The 19,029-nt window shown below is 59.2% G+C and carries 17 protein-coding genes and 2 pseudogenes; 11 read left to right on the plus strand and 8 right to left on the minus strand.

What is annotated here, in order from left to right; all coding sequences use genetic code 11:
* Positions 1-109: 109 nt before the first annotated feature.
* The gene (locus tag BTN45_RS26510; protein WP_225339657.1) at positions 110-580 is read left to right on the plus strand and encodes a transposase; all 471 of its coding nucleotides are present in this window, start codon (positions 110-112) and stop codon (positions 578-580) included.
* A gap of 425 nt (positions 581-1,005) precedes the next feature.
* Here the strand turns inward: BTN45_RS26510 and BTN45_RS26515 are convergent, their stop codons facing one another.
* Positions 1,006-1,269 carry a transposase gene (locus BTN45_RS26515; protein ID WP_225339658.1) on the minus strand — a complete coding sequence of 88 codons (264 nt, stop codon included), beginning with the start codon at positions 1,267-1,269 and terminating at the stop codon, positions 1,006-1,008.
* Positions 1,224-1,394: pseudogene (locus BTN45_RS26520) on the minus strand (transposase); the annotation flags it as partial. The pseudogene BTN45_RS26520 and the gene BTN45_RS26515, both read right to left, overlap by 46 nt.
* A 213-nt stretch (positions 1,395-1,607) precedes the next feature.
* On the opposite strand from BTN45_RS26520, the gene BTN45_RS26525 reads away from it, so the two are divergent.
* The 3 genes and pseudogenes from BTN45_RS26525 to BTN45_RS25755 all read left to right on the plus strand — a co-directional run bounded on the left by BTN45_RS26525 (position 1,608) and on the right by BTN45_RS25755 (position 4,161).
* Complete coding sequence (locus BTN45_RS26525; protein ID WP_246751760.1) at positions 1,608-1,766, plus strand: hypothetical protein; 159 nt, start codon at positions 1,608-1,610, stop codon at positions 1,764-1,766.
* A 126-nt stretch (positions 1,767-1,892) separates the two neighbouring features.
* Positions 1,893-2,552, plus strand: a pseudogene (locus BTN45_RS25750) (DNA polymerase ligase N-terminal domain-containing protein); the annotation flags it as partial.
* A gap of 70 nt (positions 2,553-2,622) precedes the next feature.
* Positions 2,623-4,161 carry an IS3 family transposase gene (locus BTN45_RS25755; protein ID WP_082186163.1) on the plus strand — a complete coding sequence of 513 codons (1,539 nt, stop codon included), beginning with the start codon at positions 2,623-2,625 and terminating at the stop codon, positions 4,159-4,161.
* A 77-nt stretch (positions 4,162-4,238) separates the two neighbouring features.
* Here BTN45_RS25755 and BTN45_RS25760 read toward each other — a convergent pair whose 3' ends face one another.
* The 4 genes from BTN45_RS25760 to BTN45_RS25775 all read right to left on the minus strand — a co-directional run bounded on the left by BTN45_RS25760 (position 4,239) and on the right by BTN45_RS25775 (position 8,066).
* A complete protein-coding gene (locus tag BTN45_RS25760) occupies positions 4,239-5,513 on the minus strand; it encodes a TRAP transporter large permease (protein WP_052821135.1) in 1,275 nt (424 codons plus the stop codon).
* Positions 5,510-5,977, minus strand: a complete 468-nt coding sequence (locus BTN45_RS25765) for a TRAP transporter small permease (protein WP_052821136.1) — start codon at positions 5,975-5,977, stop codon at positions 5,510-5,512. Before BTN45_RS25765 ends, BTN45_RS25760 begins: the two co-directional genes overlap by 4 nt.
* Positions 5,978-6,056: 79 nt before the next feature.
* Complete coding sequence (gene dctP / locus BTN45_RS25770; protein ID WP_052821137.1) at positions 6,057-7,061, minus strand: TRAP transporter substrate-binding protein DctP; 1,005 nt, start codon at positions 7,059-7,061, stop codon at positions 6,057-6,059.
* 117 nt (positions 7,062-7,178) lie between these two features.
* A complete protein-coding gene (locus BTN45_RS25775; protein ID WP_052821160.1) occupies positions 7,179-8,066 on the minus strand; it encodes a PfkB family carbohydrate kinase in 888 nt (295 codons plus the stop codon).
* Between the two features lie 130 nt (positions 8,067-8,196).
* On the opposite strand from BTN45_RS25775, the gene BTN45_RS25780 reads away from it, so the two are divergent.
* Genes BTN45_RS25780 through BTN45_RS25790 form a run of 3 tightly spaced genes read left to right on the plus strand, consistent with a single transcriptional unit; the run spans position 8,197 to position 10,882 of the window.
* Complete coding sequence (locus tag BTN45_RS25780; RefSeq protein ID WP_052821138.1) at positions 8,197-9,198, plus strand: SIS domain-containing protein; 1,002 nt, start codon at positions 8,197-8,199, stop codon at positions 9,196-9,198.
* A gap of 12 nt (positions 9,199-9,210) precedes the next feature.
* Complete coding sequence (locus BTN45_RS25785; protein ID WP_052821139.1) at positions 9,211-9,921, plus strand: UTRA domain-containing protein; 711 nt, start codon at positions 9,211-9,213, stop codon at positions 9,919-9,921.
* Between the two features lie 10 nt (positions 9,922-9,931).
* Positions 9,932-10,882, plus strand: a complete 951-nt coding sequence (locus tag BTN45_RS25790) for an ornithine cyclodeaminase (protein ID WP_052821140.1) — start codon at positions 9,932-9,934, stop codon at positions 10,880-10,882.
* A gap of 45 nt (positions 10,883-10,927) precedes the next feature.
* Here BTN45_RS25790 and BTN45_RS25795 read toward each other — a convergent pair whose 3' ends face one another.
* Positions 10,928-12,016 (minus strand): LacI family DNA-binding transcriptional regulator, encoded by a 1,089-nt coding sequence (locus BTN45_RS25795; RefSeq protein ID WP_052821141.1) that lies wholly within the window; start codon positions 12,014-12,016, stop codon positions 10,928-10,930.
* A 260-nt stretch (positions 12,017-12,276) separates the two neighbouring features.
* Here BTN45_RS25795 and BTN45_RS25800 point away from each other — a divergent pair, with 260 nt between their 5' ends.
* From BTN45_RS25800 to BTN45_RS25815, 4 genes are all read left to right on the plus strand, one after another.
* Positions 12,277-13,122 carry an ABC transporter substrate-binding protein gene (locus BTN45_RS25800; protein WP_052821142.1) on the plus strand — a complete coding sequence of 282 codons (846 nt, stop codon included), beginning with the start codon at positions 12,277-12,279 and terminating at the stop codon, positions 13,120-13,122.
* A gap of 90 nt (positions 13,123-13,212) precedes the next feature.
* On the plus strand, positions 13,213-14,136 hold the full coding sequence (locus BTN45_RS25805) for an amino acid ABC transporter permease (RefSeq protein WP_052821143.1): 924 nt from the start codon (positions 13,213-13,215) through the stop codon (positions 14,134-14,136).
* The gene (locus BTN45_RS25810; protein WP_052821144.1) at positions 14,136-14,924 is read left to right on the plus strand and encodes an amino acid ABC transporter ATP-binding protein; all 789 of its coding nucleotides are present in this window, start codon (positions 14,136-14,138) and stop codon (positions 14,922-14,924) included. The genes BTN45_RS25805 and BTN45_RS25810 overlap by 1 nt, the downstream gene beginning before the upstream one ends.
* Before the next feature lie 261 nt (positions 14,925-15,185).
* Positions 15,186-16,025 (plus strand): sugar phosphate isomerase/epimerase family protein, encoded by an 840-nt coding sequence (locus tag BTN45_RS25815; RefSeq protein ID WP_052821145.1) that lies wholly within the window; start codon positions 15,186-15,188, stop codon positions 16,023-16,025.
* A 934-nt stretch (positions 16,026-16,959) separates the two neighbouring features.
* Here BTN45_RS25815 and BTN45_RS25820 read toward each other — a convergent pair.
* A complete protein-coding gene (locus tag BTN45_RS25820) occupies positions 16,960-19,029 on the minus strand; it encodes an FAD-dependent oxidoreductase (RefSeq protein ID WP_052821146.1) in 2,070 nt (689 codons plus the stop codon).

A 19,029-nucleotide genomic window follows, 5' to 3' on the forward strand; every position in this document is an offset into this window, starting at 1 on the left:
TGGAGTTAGAGAGATGGGCCAGCTTTACCTGGATCAGATCAGGCTGCTGACCGAGAAAATCGACGGGCTGATGCTGAAACTTCGAGAAGCGATCAAAGCGAATGAAGATATGCGTCGACTTTGCACTGCTCCCGGCGTCGGATCCGTGACCGTCGGCGCGATCCTCGCATTTGCTCCAGATCTTCGCGCATTTAAGAGCGGCCGGAATTTTGCTGCCTGGCTTGGCCTTGTGCCCAGGCAGCACTCTACGGGAGGCAAGACCCGACTGGGTGGTGTCAGCAAGATGGGGCAATCCGTTGGTAGGGTTCGCATGTCCAATTCCGGTATGCTGATCGATAGAGGGTTGAAGAACACCGGCGAATCCTGCATTGCAATGAGTACGTGCCCAGAAGTCACGTCGCTGCAGGGTCGGCCAGTCTTCGGGCTGTCCGACCCTCCATTGAGCCAACGCCCTTGCAATATTTCTTTTCGGGTGCAAAAGAGTGCTGCCACCTGTCTTGTTTTCCTTGATCCTTTTGATGATGGTCGCCCTGTTTGTCATGATTGGCGCCGTCATTGGGCGGGATGCGGGATGGATTGATCTTACCGGCGCCCATGATTCCACGATTAGTCGCGACTATGTCTTGCGACCCTTCTCTTCGGATGGAAAATAGCATCAAAAGGCGTCAGCCCTCCGTTCTCAAATAGACGATAACCGCCGGTTTCTGCGCCCCGTCAAGCAGGCGGTTGAAGCATGGCACGCCAACCTATTGTTCTCCGTCACGAGCGCGCAGCATCCGGCTAACTCGGCAGATATTCCGCGATTTTCAAGAGGAAGGAACATCCGGGTTACATTATTTGCCCTGACGTGCGTGGCCCCCAACCATTTCGACGCCTTGCAGGAGACAGGGTGGGGTGGAAATGCTATGAGACGCCCCGCACCCGAAAACTTGTAGAACCAATCAAATGCAGCAGTTTTCGGACACCTAAAGCGTTCGGGACTTTCCTAGGTTCAGGACTCGTTGATCAGAGCCAGAAGATAACGGTTTCAGCGAGAGCGGTGGCGGAGAGGAAGACCATTGGGCATCTGTCGTAGCGGGTAGCGACACGCCGCGAGTCTTTGAGACGCCCGAACATGATCTCGATCCGGTTGCGCCGTTTGTACCGGCGTTTACGGTATTTGATGGCTTTGTTGCAGGACTTCCGACCCGGAATGCAGGAGATGATCCCCTTCGCCTGTAAAGCGTCACGATACCAGTCGGCATCATAGCACGGTCGGCCAGTAGCCATTTGGCCTTGGGAAGTTCATCAAGCAAGGCGGCGGCACCGGTGTAATCGCTGTCCTGACCGGCCGTTATGAAGAAAATGATCGGGCGACCAATCGCATCCGTTATGGCATGAAGCTTGGTGTTCATGCCGCCTTTCGTGCGCCCAGGCGGCCTGAGCCCCCTTTTTTACCCGCAGGCTGGAAGCCGTGCGGTGGGCCTTGAGATAGGTCGCGTCGATCATGATGTTCATGCGCTCTGCAGCCTCGGGCACAGCCAAGCATTCCATCATCTGGAGAAAGATGCCCTTGTCACCCCAACGTTTCCAGCGGTTATAAAGCGTCTTGGAAGGGCCATATTCCTTTGGCGCATCGCACCACCTGGGCCGTTGCGGTTGACGAAAATGATGCCGCTCAGAACGCGTCGATCATCGACGCGCTGGCGACCATCGCTCTTGGGGAAGTACGGCTGAAGACGAGCCATTTGCCCTCCTCCGCCCCCTCGGAACAAAACCTGGAATAATTGATTTTGCTTGTTGAGATAGTGGGCGGTGCTCCTGTTTTCGGCTGGGCAGTTGAGCGCCTCTCTCTGTCCTGCCCACGCCTCATTCCATCAGGGACGGCAGGCTGATTATTTACGGGGATACCCATGGCCAACGACAAGCTTTCGACCTACAGGCAGAAACGCGATTTTCAGAAGACGCAGGAGCCAAGCGGAAAAACGAAGCTGAAAGCTTCAAACCGCCGGCGCTTTGTCATCCAGAAGCATGACGCCACGCGGCTCCATTATGACCTGCGCCTCGAACTCGACGGCGTCTTCAAGTCCTGGGCTGTGACCAAGGGACCGTCTCTCGATCCCCAGGACAAGCGTCTGGCCGTGGAGGTGGAAGACCACCCGCTGGACTATGGTGACTTCGAAGGCACGATTCCCAAAGGCCAGTATGGCGGCGGCACGGTCATGCTCTGGGACCGCGGCTACTGGGAGCCGGAAGGCAACAGGACGCCCGAGCAGGCTCTCGCCAAGGGCGACTTCAAGTTTACCCTTGAAGGGGAGCGGCTGCATGGCAGCTTCGTGCTGGTGCGGATGCGCAATGACCGTGACGGGGGCAAACGGACGAACTGGCTGCTGATCAAGCATCGCGACGACTTCTCGGTCGATGAAAACGGCGCCGCCATCCTTGACGAAAACAACACGTCGGTTGCCTCGGGCAGAACCATGGCCGCCATCGCCGCCGGTAAAGGAAAGAAACCAAAACCGTTCATGGTGCAGAGCGGCGATGTGCAGGCCGACGCCGTCTGGGACAGCAATTGTTGGTTTCCGCGCAGAAGTGAGCCGGTGGGGGTGCGGACGAAAACTTGGACCACCAAGGAGGTAGTTCATGTATTCCTACGCAGACAGACTTCGAGCGGTTGAGCTCTATATCCGGCTTGGCAAGCGGCTTAACGCGACCATTCGCCAGCTGGGATATCCCACCAAGAATGCGCTGAGGGGCTGGTACCGCGAGTACCTACAGCATCTCGACCTGCGTACTCAGCCGGTAGCGCGAGCGCCAAAATATTCACAGGCTCAGAGGCAGGCGGCACTTGAGCACTTTCGCACCCATGATCGTTGCATCTCTGCGACGATGAGGGCGCTCGGCTATCCCGGTCGAGGAACTCTAACCGCATGGGTTCGTGAGGCGTTTCCGGAGGCGCGGACATCGATGGTCGGTCGATCGTGGCACCCTGGCTATTCCGAAGAGGTCCGGCAAGCGGGGGTCATCGGATTATGCAGTGGAGATGAAAGCGCTCAACAGGTAGCTGACCGACTGGGCGTCTCAAGGCCGACATTGTACAGCTGGAAAGATCAGCTACTCGGTCACGAGGCTCCCTCATCCATGAAACGCCGCAAATCCAACCCCAAGCTGCCTGAACGTGAAGAGCTCGAGCGACAGCTTGAAGCCCTCCAGCGTGATGTCCGCCAGTTACAACTCGAGCATGATCTCCTGAAGAAGGCCAACGAACTCCTAAAAAAAGACCTGGGCGTCGATCTGCAGATCCTGAGTAATCGGGAGAAGACCCAACTGATTGACGCCCTTAAGGAAGTTTATCGCTTGCCAGAGCTGCTTGCCCAGCTTCGGATTGCCCGCAGCTCCTACTTCTACCATCGCGCCCGCATGTGCCTGGCAGACAAGTATGCCGCCGTCCGCCACAGCCTAGCTGAGATCTTTGAAACGAACCGTCGTTGCTACGGTTATCGACGACTGCAGGCGTCGCTGGCCAGACAAAGCGTGGTAATCTCGGAAAAGGTTGTCCAGCGATTGATGAAGCAGGAGCAGCTGGTCGTTGCCAGGCCGCGTCGACGGCGGTTTGGATCCTATCTGGGAGAGATCAGTCCAGCGCCCGAGAACCTGATCAATCGCGACTTCCATGCAGAAGCGCCGAACGTGAAGTGGCTGACAGACATCACCGAGTTCCAGATCCCAGCAGGCAAGGTGTACCTTTCGCCCATCATCGACTGCTTTGACGGCATGGTCATCAGCTGGTCCATCGGAACCCAACCGGATGCAGGTCTCGTCAACACCATGCTGGATGCAGCCATCGAAACCGTCGCCAACGGCGAGGAACGGCCAATCATCCATTCTGATCGCGGAGCTCATTATCGATGGCCCGGCTGGTTAACCCGTATCAGCGAAGCAAGACTGGTTCGCTCGATGTCTCGAAAGGGTTGCTCGCAAGACAACGCCGCGTGCGAAGGGTTCTTCGGTCGGTTGAAAACCGAGCTCTTCTATCCACGAGACTGGAAGGTCATCACGATCGAGCAGTTCGTGGCAGAGGTGGACGCCTACATCCGATGGTACAATGAAACGCGCATCAAAATATCACTGGGATCACTCAGCCCGGTCGAATATCGTAAGAGCCTCGGCCTGAGCATTTAAAACAGTCCAACTTTTTATCCGCACCCCCCTTGCGCGCCCCTTGAGCACGTCCGACATGTAGCTGGCCGCACACCACCTTACATCAGCACGTTTGGCAGGAATGTGATGATTGGCGGCACCAGCGTGAAGAGCAGCAGAAGACCGACAAGGACTGCGAGAAACGGCAGGAATTCCTTTGAGAAATCCTCGATGGAGCATTTGGTGATTGAGCAGACCGTGAACATCACCGTGCCGATGGGCGGCGTGACCGAGCCGATGGCCGTGTTGAAGACCAGCACGACGCCGAGATGAACGGGGTCGATGCCGAGACTGGTCGCCACATCGAGCAGAAACGGGCCCAGGATGATGATGATCGCCAATCCCTCGAAAATCGTACCGAGAACAAGCAGCGCGATGTTGATGACGATCAGAACGACATATTTGTTTTCCGAAATGCCGAGCAGTTGCGACACCAGCATCTGCGGCAGTTGTTCCAGGCTGAGGATCAGCGAGAAGACCGAGGCGGAAGCGACGATGAACATGACGCCCGCCGTCGTTAGCGCCGATTCACGAAGCAGGTCGTAGCTGTCGGAAAAGGACAGGCCCTTGTAGATGACGGCGCCGACGAAAAATGCGTAGAGCGCGGCGAATGCACCGAGTTCCGTCGGCGTGAAAAAGCCGGTCCTCAGACCAAACAGCAAGAGAACCGGCATGGCCAGCGCCCAGAGTGCTGCATGACCCTTGGTCCAGATTTCACGCGGTCTTGCACGTTCCGTTCTCGCCTGCGTGTGCCCATGGCGGCGTGCGCACCAGCGCACGGTCAGCATCAACGCGGCGGCGATGAAGAAGGCTGGAATGACGCCGCCCATGAACAGGCGCCCTATCGAGGTATCGGTCAGGAGACCATAAACGATCAATGCGATGGATGGCGGCATGATCGGCGCGATCAGGGCTGATGCGGCGCTGACCACCGAACCATAGGCGTTGGTATAGCCGTGCTGACGCATCACCGGCACGATGGTTCGCGCATCGATGGCGGCATCCGCATTGGCGGAACCGGACATGGCACCCATGAACAGCGAGTTCACCACGGCGATCTGCGCCAGCCCGCCCTTCCAGTGACCGACGAGCGTTTCGGCAAAGCCGTAAAGCCGGTCGGCAATGCCGCCGCGCGCCATGGCGCAACCGGCCACCACGAACAATGGCACGGCCAGCAGCGGGAAGGATTCGAGCGCCGAACCCATGCGCTGCGCGACGATGCTCGCCATCATCGGGTTCTGGAAGAAATAGATCATCGAGGCGCCGAGCATGACGAAACCGACCGGCAGCCCGAGCAGCAGCAGAACGACGAAGGCGATAGCGGTCAGGGTCATTGGAAATTCTTCTCCCCACGCAGGCGGGCAACGATATCAAGAAGGCGCACGATGATGATCATGATCATGCCGGCGGCAATGAAGGCCGCGATGATCCATTTCGGCCAACCGAGCGCCAGAAACGTCGTGAAGCGGGCGGTGGAGATCTGTGCATAGGCGGCCCGCACAACGGCGGCGGCGATCAGGATCGTCAACAGATCGGCGGCAACCATCGCGGCCATCTGCAAGCGCGGCGGCAACCGCTCCACGACGGTGGCGATGCCGAACATCTGGTCGGACATGCAGGCGCCCGCAAGACCGAACCAGACCGTGACCGCCATCATCACGACCGCGAGATCGTGTGCCCAGGGAATGGGGGCTTGAAAGAAATTGCGGGCGATGACATCCGCGAAAACCACGAGGACGATCGCTCCGGTCGTCACCGCCGGAAGCGCGACGCCGAAAAGGCGGATCAGACTACGCATTGAACGCTCCCAAAATCCGTGGGTGGCGGCGAAGGCGTGCAAGCGCCTCCGCCCTTCCTTCAGATTACCAACCGGCCCTTTACTTGGCCACCGCCGCCGCGCGAACCTGTTCGAAGAGACCCGCAGGCCACTTCGGGAAGCTCGTATAGTATCCGGCCGTGGCCTTGCGATAGGCCTCGATGTCGGCGGTGTGGAAGGTCACGCCCTGTGCTTCGAACGCCGTGCGGATTTCGCCTTCGAGCTTGGCCGACAGCTTCGTCAGGTCCTGACCGCCGGTTTTGAACTCTTCCATCAGAATGGCGCGGTCGCCGTCGCTCAGCTTCGCGTAAACCGCCTCGCTCATCACCCATCCGGTGAAGAGATTGAAGTGACCGGTCAGCGTGATGTGCTTGACGACTTCCTGCCAGCCCGAGGCACGAAGGCCGGTCAGCGGGCTTTCTGCAGCCGTGACAACACCCTGGGAAAGCGCCGAATAGACTTCGCCCGCTTCGACAGTGGTGGCGACGACGCCGAGAGGCTGGAAGGTCTTCAGCCAGCTTTCGACGGGGGGAACACGCATCTTGACGCCCTTGAGGTCCGTCGGCGCCGGATAGCCCTTGTCGCCGATCATATGGCGCGGACCGTCAAACCAGTTCAGCGCCACAGGGCGAATGCCTGCGTCCTTCGCAAGACGGTCGTAGAAGCCCTGCATCAGTGGGGAAAACGCAATGTTTTCGGCTTCATCCGTGCTGGAAACCATGAAGGGGCCTTCAACGACGGAAAGCTCCGGCACGCCGAACGTCGACAGGAACGAGGCGGAGGTGAAGGTCATGACGGGTTGACCCTGGCTCGCCTGCTCGATGGAGTCGGTCGTGCTGCCAAGCTGGCCCGAGGGGAAGCCCTGGAACGAGACACGGCCTTCGGTCCGCGTCTTGACGCGTTCGGCTGCGGCCATCGCACCCTTGTAGGATTCGCTGGTCGGCGCGTTGACGGTCGCGATGCGTATCGTCACGTTCTCGGCGACGGCCGGGGCCGACAGGAGAGCCGATGCAAGGAACAGTCCGCCAGCGATTGCACCGCGGCGCGTCGTCTTCAAAGTGGTCATGTTGCCCCTCCTCTGATCAGGGTTTGTTGTTGTCATTGTATCTCGAACCAGTGCAGGTCTTGCGCTGGCAGGCATGACGCCAGGCCCTTCCCTGGGCATGGCGTTCCAGCGCACGTTTCAGGCATCCACCGGACTGGGGGCCGGTTTCGTCGTGCGATAGATTTCATCAATTGTCATGGCGGTCGAAATATCGACGTCCATGGGACTTTCATGGCCGAAGCCGCCCTTGGCGAGGCAGGTGAGGGCAGCCGTCTGCGCGGCAGCGGCGAGGGCTTCCTCCGGCGCTTCCGCGCGCAGAAGTCCGACCAGCGTGCGCGCAATGAAGCTATCACCTGCTCCGAGCGTATCGACCGGCGCGACAATGGCAGCGGGTACAACGCTCAGCCCGCAGGCACCGAGCAGTAACGCACCACGGTCGCCGAGCGTCACCAGAACCCAATGCGCGCCAGCATCACGGGTGAATTCAGCAAGCGCGAGGGCATCGTCGCGCCCGAGATCACCACCGGAAAAGGCGGCAAGAAAGCAATGCTTCGCCAGCGGTGCGATGTGAGCCCTGTCGCGGATCGTCGCAAAATCGTAGGAAACGCGCGTCAGCCCGGCGATCAACGGTATCCACGCATCGATATGGCTCGAACGGCCGGTATGCAGCGCGTCGACTTGGCGGGCGAACTCAAGATCGGCCGTCTCGGGCGCGATAATCGAAACACCGAGATTGGCCCCTGCGAACACACGGTCGCCATCCTGAAGCTCAATCACGCAGTAGGCGGTCGCGCCCGGCAGAAAGCGGAGGCGTGAAACGTCAACCCCTTCTCTGGCCAGCGCATCGCGGATCGCACGTCCGGCTGCGTCGTCGGCAACGGCTCCGGCATAGGCGGAGCGTGCACCGGCACGACGGGCAAACGCTGCGAGATTGACGCAGTTTCCACCCGGATACATGACCTTTTCGTCACTGTAGCAATCGACGACGTTGTCGCCGAACGCCAGAACGAATGGTTCGTTTGTCATGCTCGTTCCCATCCCTCTTGCTCATTTAAGAGAACGTTCGCACAATTGTTTCAAGCCTGTCAATTGCGCTTGACACGTCCCGGCAAAAAAATAATACGTATTATAACGTCATATCGAGAAAGGCTTTAAAATGACCTTGCCATCCACTTTCGACAAAGGGGTGCTTGCAGCCCTTGGTGCCCTTGACGCGAGCGCAATCCACCACGTCTTCTTCGTTGCCTGCGGCGGTTCGCTTTCCATCATGCATCCTGCAAAATTCCTGCTGGATCAGCATGCGGCGATTGCTTCGGATGTCTATAACGCTGCCGAATTCGTTGCCCGCGCACCAAAACTGCTCGGTCCCGGCTCGCTGGTTATCCTGTGCTCGATGACCGGCACGACGAAGGAAACGACGGCCGCCGCCGAATTCGCCCGTGCAAAGGGTGCAACCACGATCGGCCTGACGGTCGAGCCGGGTTCGCCGCTCGCAAATGCTTGCGATCATGTCGTCGGCTTCGAGGCCCCCTACACGACCGGCGTTCCGATCGATGCCGTTAACAGCAACTATTCCCGCATCTACCAGCTTGTCATGGGCGTCGTCGCGCTCACCGGCGGCGAAAACCTGACTGAGCCGTTGATCAAAAGCCTCGCCGCGCTTCAGGTCGCAATCGACAAGGCACAGCTCGTCTTCGCGCCGCTTTTCGATGATTACGCCCCGCGTTTTGCCAAAGAGAACGTCGTCTACACCGTCGCCAGCGGCGCCAGCTACGGCGCAGCCTATTCCTTCTCCATCTGCGTGCTGATGGAAATGCAGTGGATCAACAGCCAGGCGATCCATGCGAACGAGTTCTTCCATGGTCCGTTCGAGGTGCTCGACAAGGACCGCGCCTTTATTCTCATGAAGGGGCTGGACAGCACCCGTGCGCTTGAAGACCGGGCGGACACCTTCCTCCACCGCTTCGGCTCGGCGGAGAAGATTCTTGTTCTCGATGCTGAAAAGCTCGATCTCGACGGTATCGATCCGCAATTCCGTGGCAATGTCGTCCCGCTCATTTTCTTCGACACCCTTTGGCGTTTCGCTTACAAGATCGCCGAACTGCGCAAGCACGAAATGCTGGAAGCGCGACGCTACATGAAGAAGATCTCCTACTGACACGGATGGCTGATGGACGAGCATGAACAGCTGATACCGCTCTATGAGCGGGTGCGACGTGCAATTCTGGCGGATATCGAATCCGGCGTTCTTGGCGAAGGCGGGTTCCTGCCCGCCGAGCCTGAACTTTGCGCGGCGCATGGTGTCAGCCGTATCACGCTCCGCCGCGCGATCTCGGAGCTTTGTGCCGAGGGACACCTCGTTCGGCAACAAGGCAGAGGCACGCTCGTCGCACCGCGCAAGGTTCGCCAGACGCTGGTGACCCTTTCCGGCTTCACGGAAACGATGAGCGGCCTTGGTCGCAGGAGCAGCCATAGCATTCTGTCTTTCGGGATAGACGACAATGCCGCCGCCGCTGGCGGACGCCTTGCGGCGGCACGGCTTGCCCGCTTCGAGCGCGTGCTCGAAGTGGATGGCCGTCCCATGACGCTGGAGACGCTGTGGTTCGATGCCGAACGACTGGAAGGCGCTATCCAGCCTGTTCGCGACGGCGGTTCCTTCTTCACTACGCTGCGCGAGCGCATGCACATCCAGCCAGCCGGTGCCGAGCGACAGTTCGATGTCGGTTTCGCCACCCGCGAGGAAGCGCAGATCCTCGCCATTCCATCCTCGCAACCCGTCTACCGGATCGAGAAGACCGTTTTCGAGGCCGGTGACCGGCCGATTTCCTTCTCGAGACTTGTGACACCTTGCCACCTCGTGACATTCACGATGAGAAGCTGAAAGTTTCCTAATGCTCGTTTTCGATGCCGATGCCGTTCACGCTACCCTTGCCTGGCCCCTGCTGATCGAAGCGCTTCGCATCGCTCACTTGGGCGAAATGCCTGCCTCCGATGTCGTGCTGCAATCCGACCCGCGTGGCAGCGGCAACCAGTTCGTAACATTGCCGGGCTGGATTCCCGGAGGTCTGATCGGCGTGAAAATGGTCGGTGTCTTTCCCGGCAATGCCGAACTTCAACCTCCGCAGCCTTCAGTGCAGGGCCTCGTCGCCGCATTTGACGGTGCGACAGGCGCGCCGCGTATGGTGGCCGACGGGGCGGCCATGACAGCCCGCAAGACGGCCGGTGATTCCGCACTCGGGTCTAGTCTCCTGGCCCGCCATGACGCCCGGACATTGCTCGTGGTCGGAGCAGGTGCCCTTGCCCCTCACGTCGCCCACGCCCATTCGGCGGCGCGTCCGTCGGTCGATCGTATTCTGGTGTGGAACCGCACCCCGGCACGCGCCGAGGCGGTGGTGGCGGGGCTGAAGGCCGATGGGCTGAATGCCGCGGTGGCAACTGATCTCGATCAGGCGGTCAGCGAGGCCGATATCATTTCGTGCGTCACGATGTCGGATACCCCGCTGGTCAAGGGTGCCTTGTTGCGGCCCGGCGCGCATCTCGACCTGATCGGGGCATACATGACGACGCTTCGGGAAGCCGACGACGAAGCCATGCAGCGCGGAACGATTTTCGTCGACACCCGGCGCGGCATGGAAGGTGCCGGCGATCTGGCGCAGCCGGTCGCATCCGGCATTCTCGGCTGGGATGCTGTCACGGCCGATATGTTCGATCTGGCGCAGGCAAGGCATCCGGGCCGGATCTCCGAAGACGAGATCACCATCTACAAGAACGTCGGCGGTGCCCATCTCGATCTATTCACCGTCGCGGCACTTATGGCGACGCACAACGCAACTGCTCCATGATGTGGGTGGGGCCTCACCGGGAGGTCGTTGCCATGGTGGCGGCGATCACAATGGTGCGACAGAGCCGCGTTCAATCAACTCGGCGGGCATAAGCACCGTGCGTGGTGGATAATCCTCGCCGTGAATGCGCTCCAGCAGCATCCGTGCAGCGGCCTCGCCCATGGCGAGGCGCGGCTGTGCAATGGTGGTGATGCCGGGGCGATGAAAGCTCATCCAGTCAAGATCGTCGAAGCAGATGATCGAGAGGTCCTCTGGAATTGAAAGCTTCAACTCGGAGAGCCCTCGCATGGCGCCCTCGGACATAGTGCCGTCCGTCGTGAACAGAGCCGTCGGCGGGTCCGGGACTTTCATCAGCCGGGGGAGCGCAGCCTGAGCGGCGCTGGCAGAATAGCCTCCCGCCCGTATCGTCAGGCGTGGGTCCACTGGCAAGCCTTCAATCCGGTGCGCACGGATATAACCAAGAAGGCGCTGCCAACTTGGATAAAGCGTTTCGCTTTCGATCGGATCTCCCGCGACAGCGCGCGCCAGAAACCCGTCCAGTCCGTCGCTCTCCTGATCGACGAGTTCCGCAACAATGCCGATCCGCCGGTGACCGGCGGCAATCAGATAGCGCACGGCCTGTTCGGCAGCGGCGATATTGTCGGTCGCCACGCGGTCCACCATCAGACCGGCGACAGCACGGTCGATCAGAACGAGCGGCACGCCCATGCCCCGCAGATTGTGCAGGTGCCGCGCCTTGCGCGTGTCGCTGGGGGTGACGATCAACCCATCCACCTGCTTCTGCGCCAGAAGCTCCACCGAGTGAACCTCCTTGGATTGCGACTCGTCGCTATTGGTGATCAGCAGCCCGAAACCGTTGGCTTCCACGACGTTTGAAATACCGCGCAGAACCGAAGCGTAGAACGGGTTCTGAATATCACCGGCCACGACGCCGATAGTTCGTGTCTTGCCGGTAATGAGGCTGCGCGCCAGCGCATTGGGCCGATAGCCCAGCTTCTGGGCGGCCTTGAGCACCTGTTCTTTCTTGTCGTCACTGGTGTAGCCGTAACCGCCCAGCACGCGCCCCGCGGTCGCCGTGGAAACACCTGCTGCACGTGCGACATCGGTGATCGTCGCCTTGCTTTTAGGAGCCAACTGGCAATTCCTCTCATATTTTGGTCTGCCGGAATGAGAATCTTATCATGTCTGGTCGGAAGAAAACGGTAGCTGTTTTTTGGCTTTAGCAGATCGACAGTGGTTTTCAACGCTCCATAAAGCCGGTCATCTGAAAGATGACGCTTGACGGATGGATATTCGCCGTGCCTCATATGTGAGAACGTTCTCTAAATGATTGCAAGGGGAACCGGAGAACGCAATCGCGGACCCGCCGGGTTTCGCATAACAAGGAGGCTGTCATGTTCAAATCCATTCTGGCCGGGTGTGTCCTGAGCGCATTGACGGCGGTGAGCACATTCGCGGACGTCATTCCCGCTCTGCGCGATGCACTGCCGCAGGAATACAAGGATAATGGTATCAAGGCTGCGGTCTTCAACGACTGGGCGCCCGATGAGTATCTTGATGCCGATGGCCAGCTCAAGGGCTGGAGCGTGGACCTCGCCAAGGAGATGGAAGTACGTCTCGGCGTTCCCTTCACTTTCGAGGGTACAAGCTTCGATGCCATCATTCCGGGGCTTCAGTCCAAGCGTTTCGACGCCGGCTTCTCCTCCTTCGGCACAACCGCCGAGCGGCTGAAGACGCTTGATTTCGTTTCCCAGCGGCGGATCGGCACCTCGTTCGCTTACCCGGCAAACAGCAAGCTCGCCGTCAAGTCCGCCTCCGATGCCTGCGGTCTGACGATAGCGGTTCTGAACGGTTCCTGGGATATCGGGCTCCTTGAAAAGCTCAACGCCAATGAATGCAAGGACAAGCCGATCGTCATGCAGATGCACGCCACGCAGGCGCAGGCTGAACTTGCCGTTCGTTCCAATCGCGCCGAAGCCACCGTCGGCGGCTCGGTCAAGCTCAGCTACATGGCGACGCAGACCGGCGATCTGAAGGTTTCGGAACTGGTTCTGTCTCCTGTCAACAGCTGCATCGGCGTGCGCAAGGGCGATCCGCTCGGCCAGGTCCTGACGGACGCGATCCAATCGCTGATCGACGACGGTACTTACGAGAAGATCATGGCCAAGTGGGGTCTGAACGACAGTGGCATGCTGAGCAAGGCGCTGCTGATCACGGAAGAAAACCCGGTTGATCTCTGACGCAGTTTCACCGGCTGCAAAAGCGTATCCCGGCCCGGATTGTCATCCGGGCCGAAGCAGACAGCTCAGGATCGGCAGCAAGGAATAAAGATGTCTGAAAAATCGCCGGAGCGTCCCTCGATCCTCAACTTGAAGCCCATCGCGGTGCCTAAAATAGGCCACTGGATCGGCGGCGTGGCTCTGACCATTCTTGCCATAGTGTTCCTGCAGGTGCTCGTCACCAACAAGAACATGCAGTGGGGCGTGGTCGCCAAATATATGTTCAACCCTGCGATCCTTTCCGGTCTCGGCATGACGTTGCTGCTGACGGTCCTTGCCATGGTGCTCGGTCTTGGGATCGGCATCGTTCTTGCCATCATGCGCCTGTCGACCAGCCGCGTCTTTCAAGCCGTGAGCTGGGGCTGGATCTGGTTCTTCCGCGGTGTGCCGCCGTTGGTTCAGATGATCTTCTGGTACAATCTGGCGCTGCTTTTGCCGGAGATTTCGATCGGCATTCCTTTCGACGGGCCGAAGCTTGTCTCCTGGAACACCAACCAGCTCATCACGCCGTTCAGTGCGGCCATCATGGGCCTCGCCTTTACCGAAAGCGCCTATGCCGCCGAAATGATCCGTGCCGGCATACAGGCCGTGAACGCGGGCCAGACGGAAGCTGCCGCAACGCTTGGCATGACGCGTGGTCAGACGCTTCGCCGCATCGTGCTGCCGCAAGCACTGCGCATCGTTATTCCGCCCATCGGCAACGATACGATCTCGATGCTGAAATTCACGTCGCTCGTCTCCGTGCTGGCATTGCCCGACCTGCTTTATTCCGCCCAGATGGTCTATGCACGCACCTATCAGACTGTGCCGCTGCTGTTGGTCGCGACCATCTGGTATCTCGTCCTGACGACAGTGTTGACGGTTATCGAGCATGCCGTCGAGCACCGCTTGAAGTCCGAACACCGTGCAGGTGCGAAGAAAGCAGGCGGGCTTTTGCCCGCTCGCCTGTTCAAACGTCAGCAGGAGGCTTTGTGATGAAGGACCAGACTAGCGTCGAGCCTCTGCTGAAGGTCGAGAAGCTGCGCAAGAGTTTCGGCACACATGAGGTGTTGAGCGGGATTGATGTAGCGGTCATGCGTGGCGACGTAACCTGCATCGTCGGCCCGTCAGGCTCCGGCAAGAGTACGCTGCTGCGCTGCCTGAACTATCTCGAGAGGCCTACGGGCGGCGCGATCTTCCTGAACGGGGAACCCGTCGGTGTGCGCTGGAAAGGCGACAAGCTCTATGAGATGAGCTTCAACGAGCTTGCCCGTCAACGACAACGTATGGGCATGGTGTTTCAGGGCTTTCACCTCTTCCCGCACAAGACCGTGCTTGAAAATGTGATTGAGGCTCCGGTTCTGGTCAAGCGTATGTCCCGTGGTGCGGCGGTGGAGGAGGCGATGGTGCTTCTGGATCGCGTCGGCATGAAGGAGCGGGCGGCCTACTATCCCGCCCAACTCTCCGGCGGGCAGCAGCAGCGCGCGGCCATTGCCCGCTCTCTGGCAATGAAGCCGGACGTCATGCTGTTCGATGAGCCGACCTCGGCACTCGATCCAGAGCTTGTCGGCGAGGTTCTCGCTGTCATGCGCCAGCTTGCGGACGACGGCATGACCATGGTCGTCGTCACCCATGAAATGGGTTTTGCGCGAGATGTTGCTGACCACCTGATCTTCATGGATGGGGGAGTGATCGTGGAGCAAGGCCGGCCGGCAGATGTGCTGACGCGCCCGCAGCACGAGCGCACCCAGGCGTTTCTGGCGCGGGTTCTGGCTGCTGCGTAAAGCGCCGGAACGCGTCCGCGACGATTATGGCGCGGGCACTTCCAGCAGGATGTCGCGGCTGCAGTGTTGCGGGCTCGACCGTTTGACATGATCGACTGTCTCAGCCTCATGCGCCGCTCGATGCGGGGACGGGTAAGGCCCGCGACCGAATTCAGTTTTTAGACATCTCAATCCGCAACGACGCGGCACACCGAAGCGCGAAGTAAATAGCGACATTCTTGTGAACGACGAACCGTCGCATAGGCATATGGAGAATAGATAATGGCACTTGATGAGCGCAGCATAAGTGTAATGAATTTCCACTACGTGCGGCACACGCTGGACAGGTTTCTGGCCGATGTCTGTGATGCCGGGGTCTCGCGCATCGAACTTTGGGCCGCCGCGCCGCATTTCTATATCGGCGATAAAACGCTGGCCGATGCGCGGGCGCTGGGGCGGAAAGTCCGTGGAATGGGTCTCGACATCGTCGCTTTCACGCCGGAGCAATGCATCTACCCGATCAACATCTCTGCGAAGGAACCGGAGTTGCGCGACCGCTCCGTGCGCTATTTTCTGGAATCGCTGGAATTTGCCATCGAATGCGGGGCACCAGCTCTTCTGGTAACGGCAGGCGGTGGCTATCGCGACGAACCCGTGGAGCAGGCACTGGAACGCTGCATCGATTCCATGGGCATTCTTTGCGACCGCGCGCAGAAACTCGGCATCGATCTCTGGATGGAGTCGCTGCCGGATTCATTCGCAAATATCATTCGCTCGGCGCGGGAAATCCGGGAACTGATGGACAAGCTCGGGAACTCCTCGCTTCACGCGGTATACGACGTTGCCGGCGCGATAATGACGCATGAGACGCCTGAGGATTACTTCACCCATCTCGCCGGTCGCGTTGCGCATGTGCACTTTACCGATTCCGATGCTGGTGGCAGCCACCTTGCTTGGGGTGATGGCGTCATCGACCTTGACAAGCTGGTCACCTTTCTGCGGAAAGAGAACTATGACGGGTCTCTGACGGTGGAACTGACCAACTGGAAATATAACGTCGACCCCACCCCGCCGCTAAAGCAATGCGTCGAAGCCATGCGCAAGGCGCTCAGGTCTGCATAGGCGGCTATTCGGCTGTAGACAAACAAAAAACCCGTCACTCAAGCACCAGCTCCTGATATCTGCTACGACATTTGAATGTCTATACGTAATGCAAGACGTGAATGTTCGGCAGTTACGCTTGTCCTACGCGCACAGCTATCTTGCCGGCAACGTCCGTCAAACCGGAGTAGTTTTGGTTGTGAAGTCGGCCCCATGATCAGGCTTGTTGATATAATTTGAAGATGTTTTCCGCCTCGATTGTTGATGGCGTTGGCCTTCGTCATCGGCGGTGAGGAGCACCGCTTCAATCAGGCAAATGATGTTGGGAAGAAAATACTCACCTTATGCCTATCACTGCTTCTTCGTGAGATAAAGGAGCGTCCAAGAGGGCGGTCATTCTTTTCCCAAATGGGTAATGGATCGTGAAAAGCGAGGTCGTTTCGGGGGTGAGCTGGTGGGTAATCACATCCAGCTTTTCCAATCGTTCTGAACGGATACCCGAGCTTTTGGCCCGGAGGACAAGCATGGGATAGGGAAAAGATGACTAATATTATCATCGGTGCAGATATATCGAAAAACCATATCGAGCTGCATCGGCAACAGGATGGGAACTGGCAGCACGCCGACTACGACAAGGGGGGTGCCGCTACCCTCGAATGGATGGGGGCCGTCGAGCGCATCATCTACGAACTGACCGGTAACTCGTACAGGGCTTTCGATTTTTTCATGCTCAGCCGCAGCTTAGCGGTTTCTATCCTCAATCCGCGTAAGGCGCGATGGTTTGCCGATGCTCTTGGTAGCCAGTCAAAACTGCGCCGAGAGGGATATCGCGTCAAACATCGGGATCATCGAACCGGACGATATCGAAAACGCTTTCGCGCGGATGCTGACGGGCGATGTCAGCTATCGATTTGTCATGCGTCTGGTTGCCCGGGCGACAAGGGTGATCGGCAGGTCAGAACTGAATGCACAGACGGACCGCATCGAACATCGCCGCGTGAACCGACCGGCTGGTTACGGCATCGCCGATCCGGTGCAGCTCGAACCCGTCGTCGCGTCGCGGGCGAAGCGGGGCTGGGCCGGTTAACGAAGACAATTCGGTCCTGCCATCATTGGCAGAAAGCGGACGAAGCTCATCGAACACATCCGTTACCGGGTAAGTTCCGTTTTCCACAACGACCTGAGAACAGGCCAGAACCAGACCTTGTCCGGTCAACAAATGTGTTAGCGACACGTCATACCGGTCGCCGTTCGGAGACACGCGAACGATCTCGTATTCCAGCAAGGTCTGTACCCCCAGTTCGGCGAATCTCTTGCGATAGATGATCTGGGAGTGGGTCTCCATTTCAGGGGCCACGACGGGATCGAGTGCGGCGAAGGTCACGGATTTCCCGGCCGACGCCAGTTGAACCGCGACGGAAGGCGCCGGGTGTCGGCCCGTCCCGTCATAGACAAGGATATCATCAGCCATGGCGGATGGATTGCCCAGCGCATCCCACACACTGAGACAAAGTTCATTGCCGTCAAACGTGCCCTGATCCGGATAGCCCCCGGCGGCAACGATGACGATATCCGGCGCTTCAGCCAACACAGTTTCCACAGTGGCATAGGCATTCAGGTGAAGGGTTACGCCCAGGCGCTCCAGTTCGGCCTCGCGCCAGTCGACAATCCCCTTCAGGTCGTGCCGCAGATGCGCTCGGGTCGCCAGCGCAAGCTGCCCGCCCAGACGATCAGTCGCCTCGAACAGGACCACCCGATGCCCCCGTTCTGCAAGAACGCGTGCCGCTTCGAGCCCGGCAGGTCCGCCCCCGATCACGACGGCTTTCCGGCCGGCCTCGGCCGATCGCTCCACCACCTGCGGCAACCACGTTTCCCGACCGGTGACCGGATTGTGGATGCAGCGGACAGGCCGATAGAGACAGTGGGACGCTCCGACACACGGACGTATCTGATCCTCTTTGCCTGCTCTCAGCTTGTTGACGATTTGCGGGTCGGCCATATGAGCCCGCGTCATGCCAACCATGTCCAGCAACCCGGCGCTCACAGCATATCGTGCCGTCGCGATGTCCGAAATCTTGCCCGCGTGAAAAACCGGCAAATCGGTCTCGGAGCGAAAGGCACCGGCTTTCTGCAACCATGGTGCAGAAGGAGATGTCATATCCGGGATGTTGTAGACCAGAAGGTTGAACTTCGTATCGAAGCGGCCAAAAATGCAGTTGAAGAAATCGACCAGCCCTTCTCTCTCCAGCATGTTTGCCACCTTGACGGCTTCGTCAAAGCCAAGTCCGTCCGGGTGATCCTCGTCGATCGTGTAGCGGATCCCGACGGGAAAGTCCGGCCCGACCTGCGTGCGTATCTCTTCATGAACCATCCGCAGAAAGCGCATCCGGTTTTCGAGAGAGCCGCCGAATTCATCGGTCCGCCGGTTGACCAGAGGAGAGAGAAACTGGCCTATGAGATGCCCGCCGCTCATCGTCTCGAGACCGTCCAGCCCCCCTTCGCGCGCCCGTCTTGCCGCCTGCCCGAAATCGTGCACGACACGGGCGATCTCGTGCCTGTCGATTTCACAGGAGAAATTCCTGCGATATTCTTCGCGGGAATGCGACGGACCGATGGCTGGCAGCCAATCTCCGACCGTTGCGTCCGCCCGGCGTCCGACATGCGAAATCTGACACATGAGCGCCGCGCCGTGACCGTGAATGCGGTCGGCAAATTGCCTGAACACGGGAACGATGGCATCGTCGGTGTAGTCAAGCTGGGATCCGCCCCAGCTTGAATCGGCGGAAACGCGACCGGAACCACCGAACATCGTCAGCGCGAGACCACCCTTTGCCTTTTCCTCATGGTAGCGCTGATAAGCCTCACGTGGGTATCCGTGCTCGTCCAGCTCCGTTTCATGGCTCGTGCTCATAATCCGGTTGCGCAGTTTCAGGCTTCCGATCGAAAGCGGCCGAAGAAGCGGATCCTTCTCCTCGGCAATGCCGGAGCGTGTATCGGAAACCTGCACTGTTTCGGGATGCCGCAT

Origin of the sequence: Rhizobium sp. ZX09 (genome assembly GCF_017357485.1) — a bacterium.
GTDB lineage: Bacteria > Pseudomonadota > Alphaproteobacteria > Rhizobiales > Rhizobiaceae > Agrobacterium > Agrobacterium pusense.

What these genes read in the sequence shown, in the direction of transcription:
- BTN45_RS26510 (WP_225339657.1), top strand. Translation starts at nt 110, where the DNA reads ATGCGTCGACTTTGCACTGCTCCCGGCGTCGGATCCGTGACCGTCGGC.
- BTN45_RS26515 (WP_225339658.1), bottom strand. Translation starts at nt 1,269, where the DNA reads ATGGCTACTGGCCGACCGTGCTATGATGCCGACTGGTATCGTGACGCT.
- BTN45_RS25755 (WP_082186163.1), top strand. Translation starts at nt 2,623, where the DNA reads ATGTATTCCTACGCAGACAGACTTCGAGCGGTTGAGCTCTATATCCGG.
- BTN45_RS25760 (WP_052821135.1), bottom strand. Translation starts at nt 5,513, where the DNA reads ATGACCCTGACCGCTATCGCCTTCGTCGTTCTGCTGCTGCTCGGGCTG.
- BTN45_RS25765 (WP_052821136.1), bottom strand. Translation starts at nt 5,977, where the DNA reads ATGCGTAGTCTGATCCGCCTTTTCGGCGTCGCGCTTCCGGCGGTGACG.
- dctP (WP_052821137.1), bottom strand. Translation starts at nt 7,061, where the DNA reads ATGACCACTTTGAAGACGACGCGCCGCGGTGCAATCGCTGGCGGACTG.
- BTN45_RS25775 (WP_052821160.1), bottom strand. Translation starts at nt 8,066, where the DNA reads ATGACAAACGAACCATTCGTTCTGGCGTTCGGCGACAACGTCGTCGAT.
- BTN45_RS25780 (WP_052821138.1), top strand. Translation starts at nt 8,197, where the DNA reads ATGACCTTGCCATCCACTTTCGACAAAGGGGTGCTTGCAGCCCTTGGT.
- BTN45_RS25785 (WP_052821139.1), top strand. Translation starts at nt 9,211, where the DNA reads ATGGACGAGCATGAACAGCTGATACCGCTCTATGAGCGGGTGCGACGT.
- BTN45_RS25790 (WP_052821140.1), top strand. Translation starts at nt 9,932, where the DNA reads ATGCTCGTTTTCGATGCCGATGCCGTTCACGCTACCCTTGCCTGGCCC.
- BTN45_RS25800 (WP_052821142.1), top strand. Translation starts at nt 12,277, where the DNA reads ATGTTCAAATCCATTCTGGCCGGGTGTGTCCTGAGCGCATTGACGGCG.
- BTN45_RS25805 (WP_052821143.1), top strand. Translation starts at nt 13,213, where the DNA reads ATGTCTGAAAAATCGCCGGAGCGTCCCTCGATCCTCAACTTGAAGCCC.
- BTN45_RS25810 (WP_052821144.1), top strand. Translation starts at nt 14,136, where the DNA reads ATGAAGGACCAGACTAGCGTCGAGCCTCTGCTGAAGGTCGAGAAGCTG.
- BTN45_RS25815 (WP_052821145.1), top strand. Translation starts at nt 15,186, where the DNA reads ATGGCACTTGATGAGCGCAGCATAAGTGTAATGAATTTCCACTACGTG.
- BTN45_RS25820 (WP_052821146.1), bottom strand. Translation starts at nt 19,029, where the DNA reads ATGCGGCATCCCGAAACAGTGCAGGTTTCCGATACACGCTCCGGCATT.